This is a genomic window from Pseudomonas sp. GM41(2012) (assembly GCF_000282315.2).
Lineage (GTDB): Bacteria > Pseudomonadota > Gammaproteobacteria > Pseudomonadales > Pseudomonadaceae > Aquipseudomonas.
Genome location: NZ_AKJN02000006.1, coordinates 1,603,549 through 1,624,948 on the forward strand (window position 1 = coordinate 1,603,549; position 21,400 = coordinate 1,624,948).

A 21,400-nucleotide genomic window follows, 5' to 3' on the forward strand; every position below is an offset into this window, starting at 1 on the left:
GCTGTTGCGAGGCTCAGCGCACCGACCCGGACGCTACCGAGTTCCCGGTAAAGAAGTTCTCGGGCTTGCGTGGGATGACGCTGTAGGTTTCGCCGTTCAGGCTTTGCACGACGCTGTACGTCTTGGCTTGCAGGTTGTAGATCACCACCGGTTTCACCACCACTGCCGGGATGGAAGGCACAACGAATGGAAGCACTTGAGACACACGCCACAGCTTGCCCTCAGCGTCATAGCCATCGACCAGCGAGACCGTCCAGCTGTCTTCATCGATGTAGAATTTGCGCTTGGGCACGGCGTGGCGTTTACCTGCAGCGACAGTCGCCTCCAGCTCCCAGACGCGATGCAGTTCCCAACGCACCTTGTCCGAGTTGAGGTGGTTAGCCGCAAAGGCATCGTCGCGTTTTTCGGCGTTGAACTTGTTGTCGTTGTACGGGATGTACAGCTCTTTTTTGCCGACCAGTTTCCAGTCATAACGATCCGGGTGGCCAATGAAGCCATGCACCTCGTCGAAGTAGTTTGCACCCGACGCCACGAAGTCTGGCGTGTCATAACCCACGGTAGGCGCGCGGCGTACGCGGCGTTGGCCAACCAGGTATTGCCAGGCTTCCCGCGGTTCCTGGGCGTTGATGCTGTCGTGGGTCACCAACGACTCGCCGGCCTTGAACGGGGGTTCGTTAGTCAAGAAACGCAGCAGCGCATACTGCCCCGACCACTTATCCACGCCGCCGTCTTTGAAGTAATACGGGTACTGCCAGTTCTCGACGCCACGGCTGGCGAGTGTTCGGGTGCCATCAGCATTACCGATGATGTTGGCATAGCCCATCTGAATGGATTCGGCCTCGACCCGCAGCAGGAAATTCCAGATCACCTCGTTGCCGGTTTTAGGGATCGGGAACGGAATGCCGCCGTAACAGCCCTCCACCGACAACCCATTGCTGGTGGTCTTGCACTGGGTCGCGTTGGTAAAGGTGTTTTGATAAACACTGTCGGGGGCCGCGGCGGTTCGATGAGTCGGGTACACATCGAGATGGAAGGTGTCGGGGTATTTGGCCAGCAAGGCTTTCGTCCCTTCGTTCAACTTGTCCGCGTACTGCGCAGCGTTCTTCGCGGTGATCTGCAACAGCGGCTTCTCACCGGGGAACAGATCGGCCGGCATGTCGCCGGATTTTGCCCCGGCCACTTCCTTGGTCAGCCCACCCGTCCAGGCCGGAATGGAGCCGTCGGCATTGCCGGCCTTTTCGGCACCCATGGGGGTCAAAGTGGTCTTGAGCTTCGCCGCCTCGTCAGGACTCACCGCCGCGAACGCGGTGCTGGTACAGATTGAGATCGACAGGGTGGAAAGCAACAGCAGTTTAATTTTTGTCATTATCAGGGCCCGCCTGTTCTTTGCTTAAAAGGTTCGCTGGATCGAGAACGCCACAAAATCCCGGTCTTTCATGTTTTGCTGGTAAGTGAACGAGTTGGAGGAGTTGATGACAGGTCCGGCCTCACCGAAAAAGTTGGTGTAGGACAGCGACGCGTACCACTGTTTCTTGTAATCGGCCTTGAGGCCCAACGTCAGATCCCCGCCATGTTCCGGGCCGAACGCCTGAGGCGTGACCGAGGAGCGCCCGGAAGGGTTGTAACCAATGGTGATCGGGGCTTGAACGTCGATGCCGGGGAAGACCTGGAAATACTGAGGTTCGAAGGTGAAGCGCAGCGCGAAGGCATCGCGAGTGGTGTTGGGGTCCAACTGATCGGCATTTTTGCTCACGCTCAGTCGACGGTTGAATGCCAGCTCACCGACGAACGAAGCACCGTCCCACAACGCGGATCCGCCGTAGACATTGACCATCGACACCTGGGCATGCCACGACTTGCCGATGGGGTACGCCGGGTTGGAATCATTGTCGGAATCCATACCGGTGATGATCGTTCCGCCGACGCCCGCCAATGGCGTATCGAGCCGTATCGACGTTTCACCGGCGATGTTGGCTTCGCCGACCAGGGTGCTGAAACTCGCGCCGAACACTTTGACGTCCTCGGGATAAACGTTGACGAACGTGTCATCAGCACCGGGGACCAGCGCGGCCGGACGGAAGTAAAACACCGGGGTCTTTTCGTGATATTTCGCGGCGTACAGACCGAACTCCCAGTCCTCGACAGCGAACTTCAGTTGCGCACCAAACTGCCCGGAATCCTTGGCATCGATGTCCTTGCCGTGGCGTAGCTCGCCAGTGGGAAAGAACACCCGCTCCCCGCCTTCACCGACAAAATCCGCGCCGCTGAAATAGCTGCCCGCTGCGGGCAGGCGCGTCTTGTTCCACTCGAATTGGTAGTAGGCGCCGACGCTGACCGTATCGTTCAGCTGCCAGTTGCCTGACACCTGCTTGGTCGGCATCAGGATTTCCTTGAACTGCGAGCTCGGCACGGATTGCAGCTTCACCAGGTCAACGGTGGACTGAGCATTGGCGATGCCGTTGGCCCCGAAGAACAGGCTTTCACCATAGATTTGCGTGAACTGGCCGAGTCGCCCGGACAGCGACGTAGTGCCGATTTCCTTCGAGCCATAGACAAACGCATCGAGAATTTCGGTGTGCTGTTCGTGGATGCGGCGGGTGTCGCTGGTGAACTCATCGTGCTCGACACTCAACGAGTTGGCGGTGCCGGGAGAGTCGTTATCGTTGTCGTGGGCGTAGACATTGTCGTACCACGAGGCCGCGCTGAGACGAGCACCGACGTCTTTGTACTTGATGTCGAATTCGGACAGGACATCCAGGCGATTGGAAATGAGCCCGCGATCAAAATTTCGGTCGCCGTCATCCAGGTTGGGATTGCTGTTGGACGTGCCTGGGCCGGCCGCGACCTTGTGATCGAGTTTGTTCACACGCCAGGCGTTGCTGTACTTGATCGTGTTGTCCCAGGTCGCCGAAAGATCGGGATTACCGGTGTCGATCTGGAAGGCATGCGAGGGCGTTGAGAGGCTCAACAGCACCGTTGCGCTGACCGCACAGGCGATGCTGGAAACCGGCAACGGGCAGAGCCGCTGGTTGGCTGTTTTCATGAAGATGTTCCTGTTTTTTTGTTTTTGTAAAAGGTCATCCACTCGCAGCATTGGCTGCGAATACCACGGGTGCTGCGGCGTTCCTTCCCTGTCCGATCTGGTCAGATTTACGAGCCCGACCACTTATGCGTAAAACGTGTTTTATTGCATTTCATATAGCTTTGTGCACAAAACGTAATCCTGCACAAATTCAAAGTCAAGAAGATTCGGGCGCTCATTCGGATAGCTGGGGCGGGGGGCTACGGCAGGCGGGAAGCTCATGAGGACAGCAGAGGCATGAGTGTTGAAATGGATGGCGGGAAGGTGGTTGGAGACAAAGGGCCGGTCTAGAGCGTCCGAAAGACTGCTCTTGAATTTTTTCCTTGCGACGCAGGAAAATTTATGCACAACGCGACATTCATCCTTTGCACCAAACAACTTTTTGCGCATAAAATCCGTTTAGTGCAAATTTCAGGATGACCCATCATGATCCCCTCCTCCCCCAACAGTCCGCTGATCGAAGTCGCATTGACCAAGATGAAAAAAGCGATTGTTTGTTGCGAGCTGGCCCCTGGCGAAAAACTCAAAGTCGCCGAACTGTCCAAAACCTACGGGCTCAGCAGTTCCCCTATTCGTGAGGCACTCAATCGCCTGACGCAGGACGGCGTCGTCGAAGCCAGCGATAACAAGGGGTTCAGGGTTGCCCCGATTTCCACCATGGATTTTCGCGACATCACGCGGATGCGCTGCTTGCTGGAATGCGAGGCGCTAGGCGATGCCATCAAGTTTGGCGATGACGCCTGGGAAGCCGATGTACTGGGCGCGTTTCACCGCTTGAATCTGGTTGAGAAAAAGCTCGGAACTGGCGTGCTGGTACTCGACGATGACTGGTCTACCCGGCATAAGGCGTTCCACTTCGCGCTGTTCGCGGCGTGCCCATCGCCGTTGATGCTCAAGATGATCGACTCCCTCTTTGACCGGGCCGAACGCTACCGACGCTTCTCTGCCAAGCAGCGAATCCGCCAACGCCACAAAGGCAATGAGCATCAGGATCTGATGGATGCGGCGCTGGCACGGGACTCCGACAAAGCGGTGACGCTGTTGCGCAATCACATTCAGGACACCCTGGACCGAACCATCGAAGCGATCGAACGGCAACAGGCCACGCTTCAATAGATCGAACGGGACTGCAGAAAAAAGCCCTTCGCCTTGCAACTGCTTTCGTGGACAGTGCAAAGCGAAGGGCTTTTTCTCTTACTGGCTTAGCCCTTGAGCAAACCTGATCATAGGGTCGCTGGCGCCGCCATCACTCTGCGCAGCCTGTTCAGGCGTCTTGCACCACAGCGCAAGCTCCATCCCCTCCAGCAACTCCATCGCCCAGGCAACCGTGACCGCCCCGCCGTACACGTAATGATCCGGCCGCACGATGACGACATTGCAGCCTCGACTTTCAAGCCACTGCGCCAGCACTCCATCGACTTCCTGATAATCATCCGCGGTGCGTGGACCTGACTGTTGAGGGTCGACCAATCGCACGACATGGATGGGCAGACCTTTGAGCGATTGACTGCTGCGCAGGCATCTCAACAAAGCGCTGGCGTCAAACCCGGGGGCAATGACCACTCGGAAGGACTGGCCGGTAAACTCATCCAGCAGCGCTGTCTTGCCGGCATGGTTGATGACCATCGGTTGCGGGAACAGCTCACCGGCAGGCGCGACCTGGGCGACAAACCCTTGGGACAACCCCGGAATCAGCGATTGCCTGATGGTCCCTGCCGGGTTCTCCGTCATCTGCTGGATCAACCGCGCATCGCGGATCGCGGCTTTCTCACTGTCGCGTTCGCAAATCACGCCACCGAACTCCTTGGCCGCCATCGTCGTTTGGCGCACATGAGGAACGCGTTCGGTCTGGTAGGTATTGAGGAAGGCCGGGGCTGCCAGCCCTCCTTTCACCAGCGCGAGCTTCCAGACCAGGTTCAATGCATCGCGAATGCCCTGGCACATGCCTTGCGCCAGGAAGGGCGGCGTCATGTGCGCTGCATCCCCGAGGAAGAACACCCGGTCGGACTGCCATTGCTCCAGGATCAGTGCGTGGAATCGATAAGCGGACGCCCGCCATAGCTGATAGTCGCCCTCTGGCAACCAGCGGGAAATCAGCTTCTTGATCGCTTCGGGTTGTGAGATTTCGGTCGGCTGTTCGTCAGGATTGATCATGAATTCCCAGCGCCGATGCTGACCCGGTCCGACGACAAAGGTGCAAGGCCTGGCCAGTTCGCAAAACTGCACGTTGGTCTTCGGCAGATGCTCGCCCGCCCCTTCATTGAGGATCACATCGACCACCAGCCACGGCTCATCGAAGGCCAGATCCTCCATCTTCAGGCCCAGTCGGGTGCGGATCGGGCTGGTGCCGCCATCACACGCCAGCACATAGTCGGCCGTGACCGTGCGCTCGGTTCCGTCTTTGGCCTGAATGCGCACTTGCGCTTGCGAGCCCGTGGAATCGACCGACAGAACCTCTGAACCGAGTTCCACGGTGACCGACTTCAAATCAGCAATTTTGCCCCGCAGCGCACGCTCGACGGGCGGCTGCGAGAACACATAGTTCGGTGCCCAACCCAGCGAAAAGGGAGGCTTGGCGGCATCAATGCGCTTGATCAGCGCAGAGCCGGTGGTTCGATACTCCGAGGGGCGATAAGGCATGACATGTTCGGCGATCTCATTGGCCAGGCCAATATTGCCAAAGACACGCATCACTTCGTGATCAAACCCCATGGCCCTGGGGTTGGTGTACACCGTCTCGGACTTGTCCACGACGAGAGCCTTCAGCCCCCACATGCCGGCCAGATTTGCGCACAGAGCACCCACCGGACCCATTCCAACAATGATGACATCGTAGTCCATCGTCTACTCCGCTTTTTGTTTTTATCCAGTGCGACGTCTGGTTGATGAACCGGCGTGTGCGCGCCCATCAACCAGGCTTCAACATCCACAGATCGGCGCGCTGTCAGCCGATTCGAACCCGCTGCTCTTCGATCTTCGCGCGGATGGAGTTCTTCCACTCTTCTCGCGTCTGGAAGCCAGGGCGGCGCTTACACATGGCTTCGGTCTGGGCCAGGATGACCTCGCTCGGCAGCTCAAGATCGAGAGGTTCCTTGCACGGTTGTGCGGTGTAGAACGGTGCATCGACATACATTTCGATGGGGTTGCCCTCAGGGTCTTTGAAGTACATCGACCAGGCGTTGCCGTGGTCCACCTGAGCGATCCCTTCAACACCGCTGCTCTTGGCGAATTGGTAGTAAGTCTTCAAGTCATCCAGCGAGTTCAGCAAGAACGACAACTGATTGATCGGGTTGAACGGCAGGTCGACGGGTTTGCCGTCGAAGAGCACGACCTGGTGATGCAACTCAGGGTTCTGGGTCATGAAAAACAGCCGATGCCCCGTTGAGGCGACACCTTTGTCACTGACGATGAAGCCTAGGGTACGGCAGTAGAAATCGACCATGCGATCGAGGTCTGCGCAAAACACGCCGGAGTGGGTGAAATTGATAGTCGGTAAGGCGGGCATTTGGAACCTCCAGTTTTTATGATTGTGTAGAGGACAACGCTTAGGCTTCGTCAATAACGCCGTTCGATAGCGTCCCGATCTCCGTGATCACTACTTCGAAAATATCACCGGGTTTAAGGAAAATCGGTGGGTTCCTCTTGAAGCCGATCCCGCTCGGCGTACCGGTGGCCAGAATGTCGCCCGGGTTCCACGCCAGTGCCTTCGACACGTACGAAATCAAATGCGGAATGTCGAAGGCCAACTCTGAAAGACTGCCTTCCTGCAACTGCTCACCATTGAGTACTCCTCGTACCACCAGCTTACGGTAATCGGAAATTTCCGAAGCTGGAATGAGCCATGGGCCCAGTGCACCGGTTTTTCTGAAGGTCTTGCCCATGCCGTACTGGTGCGTATGGAACTGCCAGTCGCGAACACTGGCGTCGTTGAAGCAGGTGTAACCCGCAACGTGGTCCATCGCATCGGCCGGATCGATATGCGCCCCACCTTTGCCGATCACCACGGCCAGCTCGGCTTCGAAATCAAATTGCTCGGATACCTGAGGCCTTACCAGCGGTTCTCCGTGGGGAAGCAAGGTTTCGGCAAAACGCTGAAAAATCACCGGGAATTCCCCGACCTTTCTGCCGGCTTCTTCAGCGTGAGCCACATAGTTAATGCCGACGCAAATCACCTTTCCGGGATTGGGTATGACGGCTTCCAGTTCAACGCTTGAGAACGGGTAGTCGGGTTGCGCGGCGTCTACGATCTGCCGAGCCTGCTGCATCAAGGCCGGGTCGGCCAGAAACGATGCAAGGTCCGCAACCTGCGTAAAACGCCGGGTCAGCTCGACCACCCCGTCACCGGACACGGCGCCGAAATGGGCCTTCCCCTCTTTGCGGTACGAAATCAGTTTCATGTTCTTCTCCTGTTTTTTATGCACAAAAACTAATTTCTTGCACCATACATCATAAAATGCATAATGCAAAAGGCCGGTTTTAAAAAAAATAACGAGCCGCTTGAGGCTCTCGGTTCTGGAGGTTAGGCATGTCGCTTGTGATGGTTCGTAAGGTAAAACTGGACATCGAAGAAGTGTTCCACGAAGGCGGGCCTCGCTCGTCGGCCCCGCTCAGGATTGCGGTCGCCACCGCTGTGGTCGCCAATCCCTACGCAGGTCAATATGTCGAGGACCTGCTGCCGTTCATGCAGGAATTGAGAGGATTAGGGGCGCAGCTGTCCGAGCAACTGATTCATGCACTGGGCGGCGCCAGGCATGTACAAGCCTATGGCAAGGGTGCAATCGTCGGCGAAGACGGCGAGTTGGAACACGGTGCGGTCTGGCACGAAGCCGGCGGCTGGGCCATGCGCGAGGCCCTCGGCAATCCGAAGGCGATCGTGCCGGCGGCGAAGACCATCGGCGGCCCGGGTTGCCGGGTGATGATCCCGCTCGGGCACATCCAGGCGGCCTATGTGCGCAGCCACTTCGGCGTGGCTGAAATGACCGTGTGGGACGGCCCTCGTCGCGGCGAAATCGCTTTTGGCCTGGCCATGGCCACGGGCGGCAGGATTCACGCGCGACTCGGCGGGCTGGCTGCCAGCGAGGTGAAGGGCGAAGACGGGCTGCGATAGTGCCGATGTTTTGAAGCGTGCTGCAGGGTTACATACCACTACAAAAACAATATGTGTGTTGGAGAACATCATGACTGCAAAAACTATGCGCGCCGCACGTCTGTATGAAGGCGGTAAACCCATGGTCATCGAGCAAGTGCCCGTCCCCGAGATTCGTCCGACCGAGGTGCTGGTCAAGATCAAGGCCTGCGGGATCGTCCCGAACCTGCACAACATCCTCACCAACTGGGTCAAATGGTTCCCGCAGAATCCCTTGCCGAAGCTCCCTGCCATTTTCGGATTGGACCCTTCAGGTGTTGTCGAAGCCGTCGGCGCCCAGGTCTATGATTTCAAGGTCGGCGACCGGGTTTACGTCAACCCGGGAAGGCACTGCGGTTCATGCCGGGCCTGCCGCACGGGCAACACCATTGCGTGCACTGCCTATACGTTCAACGGTTATTTCGGGTTCACACCGAAAAGCCCGCGCATGTTCGAAGACTACCCCTACGGTGGTCTTTGCGAGTACATCCCTGCCCCGCAATACAGCCTGGTCAAACTGCCGGACAACATCAGTTTCGAAACCGCCGCGCGCCTGGGTTATCTGGGCACCGCCTACAAAGCATTGCTCAAGGCGAACGCGGGTCCCGGCAGCACGGTGCTGATCAACGGGATCAGCGGGACGCTCGGCCTGGGCGCCGTCGCTTTGGCGCTGGCCATGGGTGTTCGTAAAATCCTCGGCACCGCCCGAAACCAGGATCTGTTCCAGAAGGTGAAAGACCTGGCCGCCCCAGGCCGGATTGAAATCCATACCCTGGGTACGATTCCTACCAACGAATGGGCCTATCAAGTCACCCATGGTGAAGGCGTCGATGTGGTCATTGATGCCCTGGGTCCGGGCGCACCCCACGAGAGCCTGACTCAGGCGCTTAAATCCCTCCACCGCGGTGGGCAACTGGTGAACGTCGGCGCCATCGCCGGCGAAGTGCCGATCGATCTGCACTGGATCATGGACAACGACATTCAGATCAGCGGATCTGCCTGGTTCACCACCGGACAAGGCCAGGCCATGGCGGACATGGTTGAATCCGGGGTGCTTGATCTCTCGTTCTTCGAAAACACAGCCTTCAGTCTGGAGGACGTCAACAGCGCGATTACCGGTATCGAAAACCGTCACGGCGGCTTCAGCAACTACGTCATCTGTCCTTGACTAAACTCAGCGAGCGGAGCGGTTCAACCGCCCCTCGCTGCTTCTTTGACTGCCCATTGAGTAATCCCTATGAAGATAAGAAGAATCGTCACCGGCCACGACGAACAGGGCAATTCCGTGTTCGTTTCAGATGACTATGCCCCAAGGGCCCAGTCCTTTGCCTCAATCCCGGGGCACGCGATGGCACAGTTGTGGACGACTCCCGCCCAGCCGACACTCCTCGAAAAAGAGCGCGACCCGACGCTCGATTACGCCTCGCTGATTCCTCCTCAGGGCGGCACCAGCATCGCCATGTTTGATTTCCCACCCGACACCGTCATGCAGAACCTTGTCGATGGCGTCCAGGCCTTTGGCGAGTTGAGCGCTGCACTGCCGGGCTTGATCGAAAGCTTCGAGCCGGACCATCCAGGCATGCACACCACCGCCACCATTGATTACGGAATCATTCTGGAAGGTGAAATGTGGCTGGAGCTGGATAACGGTCAGAGCCGTCTGGTAAAAGCCGGCGACATCGTTATTCAAAATGGCACGCGACACGCATGGCGCAACAAAAGTGAGCGGATTGCCCGGGCACTGTTTGTGATGATCGGGGTGTCACCCGCAGAGAAAAAGACTGTGTAGTTGTTTGATTATTCATCTCTCGGATTGAAGGATTTTTATGACCACCCCTCGTCTACTCGGCATTTCAGGCAGCCTGCGTTCACAGTCAACGAATACTGCGATTCTCAAGTCACTTTGCGCTCGATTGGGCGATCAGGCAGAAATGAGTCTCTTCGCGCTGAATGACATCCCCCTGTACAACGCAGATATCGAAACGCAAGCGCTACCAGCATCCGTGGCAGCGTTGAAAGAGGCCATCGCACAAGCCGATGGTTTGATCATCTGTTCGCCCGAATACAACTACGGCACCTCCGGCGTGCTGAAAAATGCGCTGGATTGGGCCTCCCGCCCGGGCTTCAATTCACCGCTGAAAAACAAACCCGTGCTGATCATGACCTCTTCACCCGGTGTGCTCGGCGGAGTGCGTGCCCAGTCTCAACTGCGGGAAACGCTGTCGGCCACGCTGTCCAGGGTCATTTGCGGCCCTCAGATCGTGATTCCCGGCGTAAATCAAAAGATCCAGAACGGCCACTTCGTCGACGAAACAACGATCGAGTTCATGCGGGCGGGTGTCGATCATTTGATCGCGGAAATCAAACTCTGGTCTTAGCGGGCTGCGATAGGATGGCTGCGGATTTTCGATAGCGACTCGCGTGGCGAGAAGGATTGCTGATGTTCATTGGAAGACTCGCCGGGCTCACCGGCTGCACCCCGAAAGCCATTCGACTTTACGAACAGATGGGGTTGATCCCGGAACCGGATCGTCAGGGTCGATATCGCGTCTACACCTCACATCACCTCACGCTCGTGCGCCTGATCCGCCGGGCGCAGGTCGCCGGTTTCAAGCTCGCCGAAATGGTGCCGCTCATCGCTGCCAAGAACACATTGCAAGCCTTTCCCGTGGAAATGGCCAACGAGGCGATCGACCTCAAGCGCCAGCAAACTTTCGAGAAAATAGCTGACTTGCTGGCCTTGGCTGATCACCTCGGCGAACTCAAAAGCGAGATCAATTCCCTTTTTGCACCGGGTGCAGTGATAACGCCTCATCGCGATGCGTCGAGCGCTGGCCTAGATAGATAAACGCCGATTGCAGGGCAACTTCCGGCGCTCGTGAGCGAAAGCCCAATTCGGTCCTGGCCTTGGTGATGGCGTATTCCTGCTTGACGCCGTGGAACATCCTCACCTGACTGAGCAACAGTTGCGCTGGCCGACCGGTCAACCCGGCCCAACGCTCCTGCATCCACGCCACCGCGACCAACAGCCATTTGGGCGCCGGCGGTGGTGGGCGATAGCCCGGGGAAACCACGTTCGCGGCATCAATGATCTGGGCCAGTGAAGAGGACCGCTCATTCGCCAGAATGTAGCGCTGCCCTGACCGGCCTTTTTCTGCCGCGAGGATCATCCCCAAGGCGACATCTCGCACGTCGACAAAATTGAAATGAAAGCCTGGGTCCAGAGGCATTTGCCGCCGCCTGACCGAATCGACAAACCTCATGGTGTCAGTCAGCCTGGCCGCGTTGGGGCCGATCATCGCCGAGGGCAACACCGAGACCATCCAAAGGTTAAGCGCCTGAGCCGTATGCCAGGCTATTTGCTCCGACAGAATCTTGGACGCGTAATAGGCATTCTCGTCCTCGTCATTCCAGTGCTCTTCATCGAGCTTCTGCCCGTTCTGACCGATGGCCGCAACGGAACTGACATACACCACGCGCTTGACCCCGGCCTTCGCCGCCGCCTGCAAAACGCGACGTGTTCCTTCCACATTCGGTTCGATAATCTCGGCGTGCGGATGCCTCGCCCAATGCTTGAACACCGCCGCGACCTGAAACAACAGATCGACCCCGTTTAACGCCTCAAGCATGGCCGCTTCGTCGAGCAGTTCGGCATACACCCTTTCGCAATCCAACCCCTCGAACGCTGCCGAATCGTTCACATCACGAACTCCGGCGCGGACTCGGTAACCCTGATCGAGCAAGGCTCTGACCAAGGTATTGCCCAAATGCCCATTGGCGCCCGTGACCAAACATAACTGACTCATACAACCGTCCCCCTCGCGTGAACAAACATCCGTTTTGGCGAGGACCACCTTAGGCTCTGTCCCGTGGGACAGAGTCAAGCAGTACACGGTAACTCGGCCATCGGATTGCCGAATCGACGGGTCACTGACGAAGAATTTTTCCCCTGTTTCTGACTCAAATAAAACACAGACAGCTCAGTCGTGCCGATCAAAGCCAACTGACTGCACGTTGGGCAATCCACCCTCATGGGGATGACGTCCATGAACAGCACTTCCCAAGACAGGCCAGACACACTTTATGGCTCACATAGCCACATTGACGAGGCCGCCATCACCCCTCTCCTGCGCCAATACGCCGAGCCCCTGCCGGAACCGGACGCCGAAGCCTTTGGTGAAATGTTCGACCGCTACGCTGATGCGCAGGTGGTGATGATCGGGGAAGCCAGCCATGGCACTCACGACTTTTATCGAGCCCGGGCTGCGATCACCCAAAGACTGATCAAGCAGCACGGCTTCAATATCGTGGCGGTTGAAGCTGACTGGCCAGACGCAGGTCATGTCGACCGTTATGTCCGGGGGCTGGTGCCCTCGGCCTGGAAACGCCATATCTTCAGCCGGTTTCCGACCTGGATGTGGCGCAACACCGATGTCAGAGCCTTCGCCCATTGGCTCCATCAGTACAACCACCAGCAAGCCCCTGAATCTCGCGTCGAGTTTCGCGGTCTGGACGTTTACAGTTTGCGTAACTCCATTCACGAGGTGCTGAGCTATCTGGAACGGGTCGACCCGCGCCTGGCACACGAAGCAAGGCGTCGTTATGGCTGTTTGACCCCCTGGCAGGATGATCCTGCGTCGTACGGTCATTTTGTCGAACGCAACGACCTGATGCCCTGCGAGCAGGCCGTGGTCGACCAGCTCAATGTCATGCTGGCCGAACAACTGGCCGGGCTTGTCCAATACGACGAGGCGTTCTTCAACGCTACGCAAAACGCCCGGGTCGTGCGGGCGGCGGAACAATACTATCGAGCGATTTATCGAGGTTCGACCGCCTCCTGGAACCTGCGTGACCGCCACATGTTCGACACATTACAGGCCCTGCTTGAGCATCGAGGCCCAAAAGCCAAAGCGGTGGTGTGGGCGCACAACTCCCATATCGGCAATGCGGCGGCCACGGAAATGGGCTGGAAAGGTCAGTTCAATATCGGTCAGCTGTGCCGCAACGCTTATGGCCGCAATGTCGTTCTGATCGGCATGAGCACCGACCGTGGCCAGGTAGCAGCGGCCGATGACTGGGATGGCGAGATGCTCATCAAGGACATCCGGCCCTCTCGTCCAGACAGTTGGGAGCATCAGTTCCTCAAGGCCGGAGTCCCGGCGTCATTGACCGATTGGCGAGATCCGCAGCGAAAAGACCTGCTTCGGGCCCTGTCCAAACCTTTGCTGGAACGGGCCATCGGGGTGATTTACCGACCCCACAGCGAGCGCCGCAGTCATTACTTCGAGGCGGTGCTGGCCGAACAATTTGATGCAATGGTCTGGATTGAACAGACCCGACCGGTGACGGCACTGGCGCTGCCGAAAAGCCAGGAACGGGAGCCGGAAGACGACACCTTCCCATTTGGTGTGTAAAACCGAGCGTATCACCTAATGCCGATCAGTTAAGGAACGACACAATCCGTAGCAGCTGGCGCAGCTGTGGCGAGGGGATTTATCCCCGTTGGGCTGCGAAGCGGCCCCTGTTTTTCCAGCCACACCGTGTCCAATGAATTACGACGGCTTCGCCGCCGAACGGGGATAAATCCCCTCGCCACAGCTGCGCCAGCTGCTACGGATCGCGTTTGGCTTAGCTGATCGGCATTAGGGAATATCGGCTGCGAGGCAGTGCGTTATCGCTTTCGAGACCACGCTCACGCATCGGAACGTCACTGAGCTGAGGCGCCGCTAGCAGCTTCTCGCTGCCACGCCCGCTGCAACAGCTTGATGACCTCGGCATCCGAGGTCTGGGTAAAGTCCATGTACCAACGGCTGATCGACATCATCCAGTCGGGAATGATCGGGCATATCAGCTCATCCACCTCACTGCGCAGCGCTTCCGCCGTCTCAATCGGCGCCACCGGCACAGCGACGACGATGCGTGACGGCGCTTGCGCACGCACCGCTTGGATCGCAGCCATCATCGAGGCGCCTGTCGCCAGGCCGTCGTCGATCAGGATCACCACCTGATCCTTGAGTTGCACAGGCGCACGCGTTCCCCGGTAAACCTTCTCACGACGCAACAGCTCCCGGGTTTCCCGTGCGACCACGTCATCGAACGCGGCCGGGTCAATCGGGTGAACCCGCAGTGCGTGTTCATTGAGGATTTGGATGCCACCGCTGGCGATGGCGCCCATGGCAAATTCTTGATGAGACGGAACACCCAGCTTGCGCACCAGCATCAGGTCCAGACGAACGTCCAGTGCGGCGGCCACTTCATAAGCGACCGGCACACCGCCACGGGGCAAGGCGAGGACGATGACATCGGGTCGATGAGCGTATTTGAGCAGCGGTTCCACCAGACGTCGCCCGGCAGCGGCTCGGTCCTGCAGGATGGTGGGTGATGAGGGATTCATTTGAAAACCTCCTCAGGCGATCACGCCTGTCGGTTCGCATCACATGGTCACCAGAGATTGTCAGTCTGAAAGTGGCCGACAGCAAGTCCGCCCGCCTACACCAACCGCTCGATCTTCTGATGCTGCCAGACCATTTTGTAATACGCCGTCTGCAACACCAGCATCCCCAGATACGCCACCGGAAACGCCATCCACACACCCTGCAACCCGAACTGCCCGTCCAGCACATACGCCACCGGCAACTGCACCCCGACCACACAAAAAATCGAAATCGCCATCGGTACCAGCACCGAGCCGCTGGCGCGCATGATACCGCCGACAATCGCCTGGAAGCCGAACACCAACAGACTCCACAGCATGATGTGCAACAGATGTTCCGCCTTCGCCCGGGTGGAATCATCCGTGAGGAACAACCCCAGCAACCAGTGCGACAACAGATAACCCAACACCACCAACCCACCGGTCAGGCACACATTGATCAACAGCCCCGTGCGCAGAATCGGCCCCATGCGCTCAAGCCGCCCTGCCCCAATCGCCTGAGCACCGAGGATCGACGCCGTGATCGCAATCGACAGCGCCGGGAACTGCACGTAATTGACGATCTGCGTCACCGCCCCATACGCCGCCGTCGCCTGCGAACCGTGCTGATTCACCAGCGCCAGAATCACCAACTCCGACACCGACAACACCACCATCTGCAACCCAGTCGGCAACCCGATGCGCAACACCTTGCCAAGAATCACCAGGTCCAGCCGCATCGCCGCAAACATCTCCCGATCCGGCGCCAACGGATGCCCCTTGCGAATCAACCGCCACGCCAGCCACCCCATCGCCGACAAATTACCCGCCAACCCCGCATACGCCGCACTCTGAATCCCCATCATCGGCAACCCGAACCAACCCCGAATCAACGCCGGCGTCAGCGCCAACCCGATACACGTCGACACCACCAACGCGATCAACGGCGACACCGTATCGCTCACCCCGCGCAGCAGTTGGGTGAAGAGCACATAGACCAGGAGCGACGGCATGATCCACATCATCACGTGGGCGTAGGACACGGCGTCGTCGATAACGTCGGCCGGAGTCCCCAAACCCTGCAACGCGGGCCTTGCGAATACGCTGCCGAGTACCGCCGCTGTCAGGCCGATCATTGCGCCTAACAGCAAGGTTGTGCCGGCGATGGTTTTCACCAGATGCGGTTCACGCGCGCCCCACGCTTGGCCGATGAGCACGCCCGCGCCCGCGCCGAGGCCGATGACCAGCGCGATGAAGAAGAAGACGATGGGGAACATGCCGGACACGGCAGCCAGGGCTTGGGTGCCGAGCATTTGGCCGATGTAGATGCTGTTGATGGTGCCCGACATGGATTGGAGGAAATTGGAGAGGACCATGGGGGCGAGGAAAAGGAGGTAGGTTTTCCAGAGGGGGTGTTGGGTGGCGGGGATTTGCATTGAGGGTCCGTCTCGGGGGTGGGCTCGTGTTTTGGAAATTCTACGCTAGGGGACTGGGTGCCACCCGATTCGATTTCGCAGATTTTGGGTAGCATTAGTAATGTCTGGTTTCGGTCAGAAGCAGTCAGTCAGATGTGTCTGGGGGGGTGTCAGAAATTTTGTGTTCGGGCATAACATGAGTAAGAGGTGCATGTATGCCAACCAAGAAGAAACCCGCGTTGCGAGAGCTACCGAAAATCCCGAAAGAGCTGCTCGAGCAATTCACTGATGGACCGATGACCGCTGAAGCCATTGAGGACGCCTCTGCGGCGTTCAAGAAGGCTTTGATCGAGAGAGCCCTGAATGCTGAACTCGGTCACCACTTGGGCTATCCGCCGGGCGCGCAGCGCCCAGAGGATGAAACCAACCAGCGCAATGGCAAAAGCGGCAAGACGGTTCTAACCGGCGATGGCCCGCTCCGACTGGATATTCCTCGCGACCGGGACGGCAGTTTTTCTCCCATCCTGATTCCCAAGCACGAGCGCCGTTACACCGGATTCGACGACAAGATCATCGCCATGTATGCCCGTGGAATGACTGTCAGAGAGATCCGTGCGTTTCTTTCCGAGCAGTACGGTACGGACGTTTCTCCCGACTTCATCAGCTCTGTAACCGATGAGGTCATGGCAGAGATCGGTGCATGGCAACAGCGGCCTTTGGAGCCGATGTATCCGGTTATTTTCTTCGATGCTCTGCGGGTCAAAATCCGCGAAGAGGGGCTGGTTCGCAATAAGGCGATCTACTTGGCCCTGGGTGTTTTGCCTGACGGAACACGCGATATTCTCGGCATTTGGATCGAAAATACCGAGGGTGCCAAATTCTGGATGAAGGTGTTCAACGACCTCAAGACACGTGGCGTCGAAGACGTGTTGATTGCTGTGACCGATGGCCTTAAAGGCATGCCAGAAGCTCTCAGCGCCGTTTTTCCAGAAACGACACTGCAAACATGCATTGTTCATCTGATCCGCAACAGTCTTGATTACGCGGCTTGGGATAAGCGTCGTGAACTGGCCAAGGCGCTCAAACCGATCTATCAGGCAGTCACCGCCGAAGCGGCCGAGCAGGCGCTGGATGCGTTTGAAAGCGGGCCATGGGGCAAGCAGTATCCGACGGTAGTGGCTGCTTGGCGCCGCGCTTGGGATCGTGTGATCCCATTTTTCGTTTTCCCGCCAGCGATCCGAAAAGTGATCTACACGACCAACGCCATTGAGAGCATCAACGCTCAACTGCGCAAGATCATCAAAACCCGAGGTCACTTCCCGACCGACGATGCGGCGACAAAACTGATCTGGCTTGGGCTGCGCAACATCACAGCAAACTGGGGCTCAGCGGCCCATGACTGGAAAAGTGCAATGAATCAATTCGCGATTCTGTACGGAGATCGATTTATCAGGCCGACCTGGTAAAAGCATGGCCTGCCTAACAGCAGGCCGTTACCGGCCCGCACACAAAAAATCTGACAGTTCCGTGTCTGGATAATCCGGGGTGATTCACTGTCATGAGACGACCTCACGCCTGGCGGAGATATTCATACTTCACGAGCTCACGAAAATCCCCAGCCACCAAGACACTCGCATGCTAATGCGTTACGACCACCCTAAAAAGGAAGAGCTAGCCAAGAAGCTAAAATAGCGCTTCGGCTCTACATCCTTTACGTTTACCCGCTAGCGAGATAATCTCCAAGGTGGCACCTTGCCACTGCAAAGCCTTATGTACAGGGAGTACACGCATGCTGTCATCGCTGAAAAATCGAAATGCGCGTGCTGCCGCTATTTCACACGGGCAGCTACAAAATCTGCTATTTGCACATATTTTTTGTTCTTCCGAAAATATAATTACGAAAATCGGAAAACTTTATCTGATGTGCTACGGCAAAAAAGCCACATCAAACATTAATATAACAATTTAATAGCCACTCATTGTGGGAGAGAAAAATGGAGGTTGTCTCATGTGGCCCTATTGATATAGTCGCATTAGGAAAAGCACATGGATGTCTTGTGGTAGGAATCCACATTAAAATAAAAGACCTGGATTCACGCGCCTCCGAAATGCTTGAAACCATATCAAATACAAGCTGGATCAATGAGTTCGGAGCAGTAAAGAAAATATCCTTTGAGGCGAGAGCCAAACGTACAATTCAAAAATTAGTTGACCTAATAGTCAATCGCTCAGAGACTGAGCTGACTACAGATTTCGGTGAGTATCTAGTATCTGATTCTGCGCAATGCGTTTTAAACCTCAACTGCAACCATCTAAAAGTCCCATTAGCAGAATTATTAAAAGAAAAGGTCTCTGGTAATCCTGGCTTTGACTTCCACACCGAGAGTTGCGAGAGCTTAATTGCTTTTGGAGAGGCCAAGTATAGTGGCTCAATTAATCCTTACACTAAAGCTCTTCAGCAGATCGTAGATTTTATTTCACTAGAAAAAGATTCCGCAGAACTGGACCTACTTGAAAATTTTGTATCAGCAGGTGCCATAACAAACTATCTAGCAGGACACAAAGCTTATGTGGCTGCCTTCTCCATAAACTCAGAAGAGCCAGAAAGGATTATATCAAAAGCTGTTAGCCATGCTTTGACGGATAAACTTTTGGCTTATAAAGAGCTTTACATAATCGGGGTGGAAATAGATGTTGGATGACTTAATAGATGGCATAAATATAGAGAGAACACTTAAAGAAGCTCTTTACGAAATACATCGTGACGGTCCATCTAACCCTCTAATTTTTGAGAAAATCTCATACATCAAAATTTTTCACCAAAATATATTTGAAGACTATGAAGGTCGTTTTTTATCAGCCATGGGACTTTTCTACAAAACGGAAGAGCCTCGAAGCATTTTCGAGGAAGTCTATGAGGTCTTTGCAGATGCTATAAGCGATAGCCTCGGCAAGAGATTCACCCCGATGCAAGCGAGTGCCTATAACGGAATAATGGACAATAGGTATTTTTCATTCTCTGCACCTACAAGTGCAGGAAAATCTTTTCTATTTCGCGAACTGATTGAAAAAACCAGCAACGACATCATAATAGTAGTCCCCTCTCGAGCATTAATAGCAGAATACTACGAAGAAGTGATGAATCTGGTTGACAAGGATGTGCTTGTCCTTCAATTCATAGAAGATGTAAATAAAGAAAGAACCAAACGCCGAGTATTCATTGTGACCCCTGAACGTGGGGCAGAACTATTTAAATATAAAAATTCTTTTAATATAGACTTATTCTTACTAGATGAAGCTCAGATTTCAGAAGAGCCCGTCCGCGGCATGAAGTTTGATTCATTTGTTAGGCGCGCGGATCGGTATTTCCCAGCGGCAAGAAAAGTTTTCGCACATCCTTTCATTGAAAACCCTGAAGCCCAACTTTCTAAACACGACTTCAGCGAAAACTCATCATCTAGAAACTACAATCTTTTTTCTGTCGGAAAAGTATTTGCTGTAGCTGAAGATGGTACATTTAGTTTTTTCTCCCCGAACACAAACTGTAAAAACGTAGAAATAGCCCAAGACCTACCAAGTACCGTACTAGAAAATGAAGGCACACTATTAATATACATATCGAAGGCAAAAATTTACAGCGGTGAGTACTTAAACGAATTCAATCACTATATAGAACTCTGTGCCGAACTAGAAACAGAGAAAGCAATCTCTATAGTCGAGGAACTTAGAGAGTTTATCGGCGCAAGCAGTGACAACTCGGAAAAGCATTCCACCCTGATTGACATGATGAAGAAAGGGATAGTCATTCATCATGGATCAATCCCACTAAGAGCTCGGCTGTTAATAGAGCGTTTCATCAAGCAGGGATTCGCTCGCATATGCTTCTCGACCTCAACTCTGAGCCAGGGGATTAATATGCCCTTTGACGTTGTCTGGATCGATAACTTCAAGGATATGAAACCGCTGGTGCTGAAAAATTTAATTGGCCGAGCTGGCCGCACAACAAATGAAAAAGGAAGCTTAGATTACGGCTATACCATCATCAACAAGCGAAATCTGAAGACATTCAAATCGCGATTCTCTGAGATTGTAACTATTGAGTCTGACTCATTATTGGATATGCCTATTGATGAGATTGATGAAGACTTAAAAGACATGGTCGAAGCAGTTAAAAATGAGAGCTACGACGACGAACTTCACTTAACAGACTCTCAAGTTGAGCGTTTAAAACAAGCCGATATTGACAACGACATTCAACTGATTCTAGATAACTTATACGTAGACGGAGTGCTAATTACCGCCGAAGAGTATTATGAGTTAGGTTCAAAAAGAGACGATGTAAAAAAGTCTTTGAGAAGCATCTACATTCAACACCTACGCAGAAAAGACTTAACAAGAGCAGAGGTTTCAATATTAAGCGCAGCAATCCCTATTCTCCTCTGGCACGTCCAAGGAAAATCCTTTAGCGAAATAGTATCACTGCGCTTTGCTTTTTTGAGCGACCTTAAAAACCGCAGAAAACTTACTAGGCAATTAAAGGCGAAAGATATAACCAATGAAGAGTACGAGTCAGAGTTAGAAAATCTTAAAATTCGATATTCACCTATTCCTTCTAGTTTGCCTGACAGATTTTTAAGAGCGGCAGGACTATTCCCTAAAAACACCCCCGTAAAATATACTGATTATGACCTAGTTGTATACGATACATACGACTACTTAGACAAGGTTGTGGGGCTCTCTCTCGTCGACCCGCTTTGTGCGGCGTTCACCTTATACCATTCAAGAACCCACGATGAACGCGCCGCCTCATTAAGCAACTATATTAAATTCGGAACCAATGATCAGATTGATATTTGGCTTTTGAAATATGGATTCAGCTTTGAGGATATAGAATGGCTTCGAGGTTATGTCCAGCATATCGATGAATATAAAATAATCTTTAACGACCAGATATCAAGCATAAGCCAAAAAAATTACTCTCTTGTTGAGCGATTTTTATAGTTTAAAAAACAAACCAAGCGTTTTCTTTGATAAAGGGGGCATCCATTAGCTGGTCTCAAGTCTAGGTTGAAGGCAACCTCGCCCTGCAGTTTTTAGCTGCGGGGTTTTCTTCTTTTCCAACCTGACAGGCCGACCCCGTCGTACCCATTTTCTCATCTATGATTACAACCGAGTCGTGCCTGGCACCCATTTAGATCAGGCGGTAGCGGTACAGCATGCGCCGCCCTGGAAGTGAACTGCCCCAAGGAAATGTTGGTGCCGCCAATGTGTCCAAAACGTGTCACAGAACTGTGGCTCGTGCGCAGCACGCACGTCTAGTCTCAACTGGCTCACTTGGAAGACGACCCGGGTACAACACACTCAGG

Annotated in this window: 18 protein-coding genes; 10 read left to right on the forward strand and 8 right to left on the reverse strand. The window is 55.0% G+C overall.

Annotation, left to right across the window (positions count from 1 at the left end; all coding sequences use genetic code 11):
• Positions 1-13: 13 nt before the first annotated feature.
• Positions 14-1,366, reverse strand: coding sequence for a DUF1329 domain-containing protein (locus PMI27_RS18650; protein WP_008155899.1), 1,353 nt, complete (start codon positions 1,364-1,366; stop codon positions 14-16).
• Between the two features lie 24 nt (positions 1,367-1,390).
• The gene (locus PMI27_RS18645) at positions 1,391-3,043 is read right to left on the reverse strand and encodes a DUF1302 domain-containing protein (RefSeq protein WP_008155897.1); all 1,653 of its coding nucleotides are present in this window, start codon (positions 3,041-3,043) and stop codon (positions 1,391-1,393) included.
• 465 nt (positions 3,044-3,508) lie between these two features.
• Here PMI27_RS18645 and PMI27_RS18640 point away from each other — a divergent pair, with 465 nt between their 5' ends.
• Positions 3,509-4,198 (forward strand): GntR family transcriptional regulator, encoded by a 690-nt coding sequence (locus tag PMI27_RS18640; RefSeq protein ID WP_008155894.1) that lies wholly within the window; start codon positions 3,509-3,511, stop codon positions 4,196-4,198.
• Between the two features lie 78 nt (positions 4,199-4,276).
• Here the strand turns inward: PMI27_RS18640 and PMI27_RS18635 are convergent, their stop codons facing one another.
• The 3 genes from PMI27_RS18635 to PMI27_RS18625 all read right to left on the reverse strand — a co-directional run bounded on the left by PMI27_RS18635 (position 4,277) and on the right by PMI27_RS18625 (position 7,479).
• Positions 4,277-5,923, reverse strand: coding sequence for a bifunctional 3-(3-hydroxy-phenyl)propionate/3-hydroxycinnamic acid hydroxylase (locus tag PMI27_RS18635; RefSeq protein WP_008155892.1), 1,647 nt, complete (start codon positions 5,921-5,923; stop codon positions 4,277-4,279).
• Positions 5,924-6,026: 103 nt separating this feature from the next.
• Positions 6,027-6,587, reverse strand: coding sequence for a VOC family protein (locus PMI27_RS18630; RefSeq protein ID WP_008155890.1), 561 nt, complete (start codon positions 6,585-6,587; stop codon positions 6,027-6,029).
• A gap of 40 nt (positions 6,588-6,627) precedes the next feature.
• Complete coding sequence (locus tag PMI27_RS18625) at positions 6,628-7,479, reverse strand: fumarylacetoacetate hydrolase family protein (RefSeq protein WP_008155889.1); 852 nt, start codon at positions 7,477-7,479, stop codon at positions 6,628-6,630.
• A gap of 128 nt (positions 7,480-7,607) precedes the next feature.
• On the opposite strand from PMI27_RS18625, the gene PMI27_RS18620 reads away from it, so the two are divergent.
• From PMI27_RS18620 to PMI27_RS30365, 5 genes are all read left to right on the forward strand, one after another.
• A complete protein-coding gene (locus tag PMI27_RS18620) occupies positions 7,608-8,189 on the forward strand; it encodes an amino acid synthesis family protein (protein WP_008155887.1) in 582 nt (193 codons plus the stop codon).
• Positions 8,190-8,259: 70 nt separating this feature from the next.
• Positions 8,260-9,375, forward strand: a complete 1,116-nt coding sequence (locus tag PMI27_RS18615; protein ID WP_008155884.1) for an alcohol dehydrogenase catalytic domain-containing protein — start codon at positions 8,260-8,262, stop codon at positions 9,373-9,375.
• A gap of 69 nt (positions 9,376-9,444) precedes the next feature.
• A complete protein-coding gene (locus tag PMI27_RS18610) occupies positions 9,445-9,996 on the forward strand; it encodes a cupin domain-containing protein (protein ID WP_008155882.1) in 552 nt (183 codons plus the stop codon).
• A 37-nt stretch (positions 9,997-10,033) separates the two neighbouring features.
• Positions 10,034-10,585, forward strand: coding sequence for an NADPH-dependent FMN reductase (locus PMI27_RS18605; protein ID WP_008155880.1), 552 nt, complete (start codon positions 10,034-10,036; stop codon positions 10,583-10,585).
• A 62-nt stretch (positions 10,586-10,647) separates the two neighbouring features.
• Positions 10,648-11,055: a MerR family transcriptional regulator gene (locus PMI27_RS30365; RefSeq protein WP_008155879.1), complete on the forward strand. Its 408-nt coding sequence runs from the start codon at positions 10,648-10,650 to the stop codon at positions 11,053-11,055.
• Here the strand turns inward: PMI27_RS30365 and PMI27_RS18600 are convergent.
• Positions 10,982-12,013, reverse strand: a complete 1,032-nt coding sequence (locus PMI27_RS18600) for an NAD-dependent epimerase/dehydratase family protein (RefSeq protein ID WP_008155876.1) — start codon at positions 12,011-12,013, stop codon at positions 10,982-10,984. The two genes, PMI27_RS30365 and PMI27_RS18600, sit on opposite strands and share 74 nt — an antisense overlap.
• 240 nt (positions 12,014-12,253) lie before the next feature.
• Here PMI27_RS18600 and PMI27_RS18595 point away from each other — a divergent pair, with 240 nt between their 5' ends.
• Complete coding sequence (locus PMI27_RS18595) at positions 12,254-13,621, forward strand: erythromycin esterase family protein (RefSeq protein ID WP_008155875.1); 1,368 nt, start codon at positions 12,254-12,256, stop codon at positions 13,619-13,621.
• Positions 13,622-13,914: 293 nt separating this feature from the next.
• Here PMI27_RS18595 and PMI27_RS18590 read toward each other — a convergent pair whose 3' ends face one another.
• Both PMI27_RS18590 and PMI27_RS18585 read right to left on the reverse strand, forming a co-directional pair.
• On the reverse strand, positions 13,915-14,601 hold the full coding sequence (locus PMI27_RS18590; RefSeq protein ID WP_008155873.1) for a phosphoribosyltransferase: 687 nt from the start codon (positions 14,599-14,601) through the stop codon (positions 13,915-13,917).
• 95 nt (positions 14,602-14,696) lie between these two features.
• A complete protein-coding gene (locus PMI27_RS18585) occupies positions 14,697-16,055 on the reverse strand; it encodes an MATE family efflux transporter (protein ID WP_008155871.1) in 1,359 nt (452 codons plus the stop codon).
• Between the two features lie 194 nt (positions 16,056-16,249).
• On the opposite strand from PMI27_RS18585, the gene PMI27_RS18580 reads away from it, so the two are divergent.
• From PMI27_RS18580 to PMI27_RS18570, 3 genes are all read left to right on the forward strand, one after another.
• Positions 16,250-17,500: an IS256 family transposase gene (locus PMI27_RS18580; RefSeq protein WP_008156893.1), complete on the forward strand. Its 1,251-nt coding sequence runs from the start codon at positions 16,250-16,252 to the stop codon at positions 17,498-17,500.
• Positions 17,501-18,028: 528 nt separating this feature from the next.
• A complete protein-coding gene (locus PMI27_RS18575) occupies positions 18,029-18,736 on the forward strand; it encodes a hypothetical protein (protein WP_008154635.1) in 708 nt (235 codons plus the stop codon).
• Entirely contained in the window at positions 18,726-21,035 is a 2,310-nt protein-coding gene (locus tag PMI27_RS18570) for a DEAD/DEAH box helicase (RefSeq protein ID WP_008154636.1), read from the forward strand. Before PMI27_RS18575 ends, PMI27_RS18570 begins: the two co-directional genes overlap by 11 nt.
• Positions 21,036-21,400: the final 365 nt, after the last annotated feature.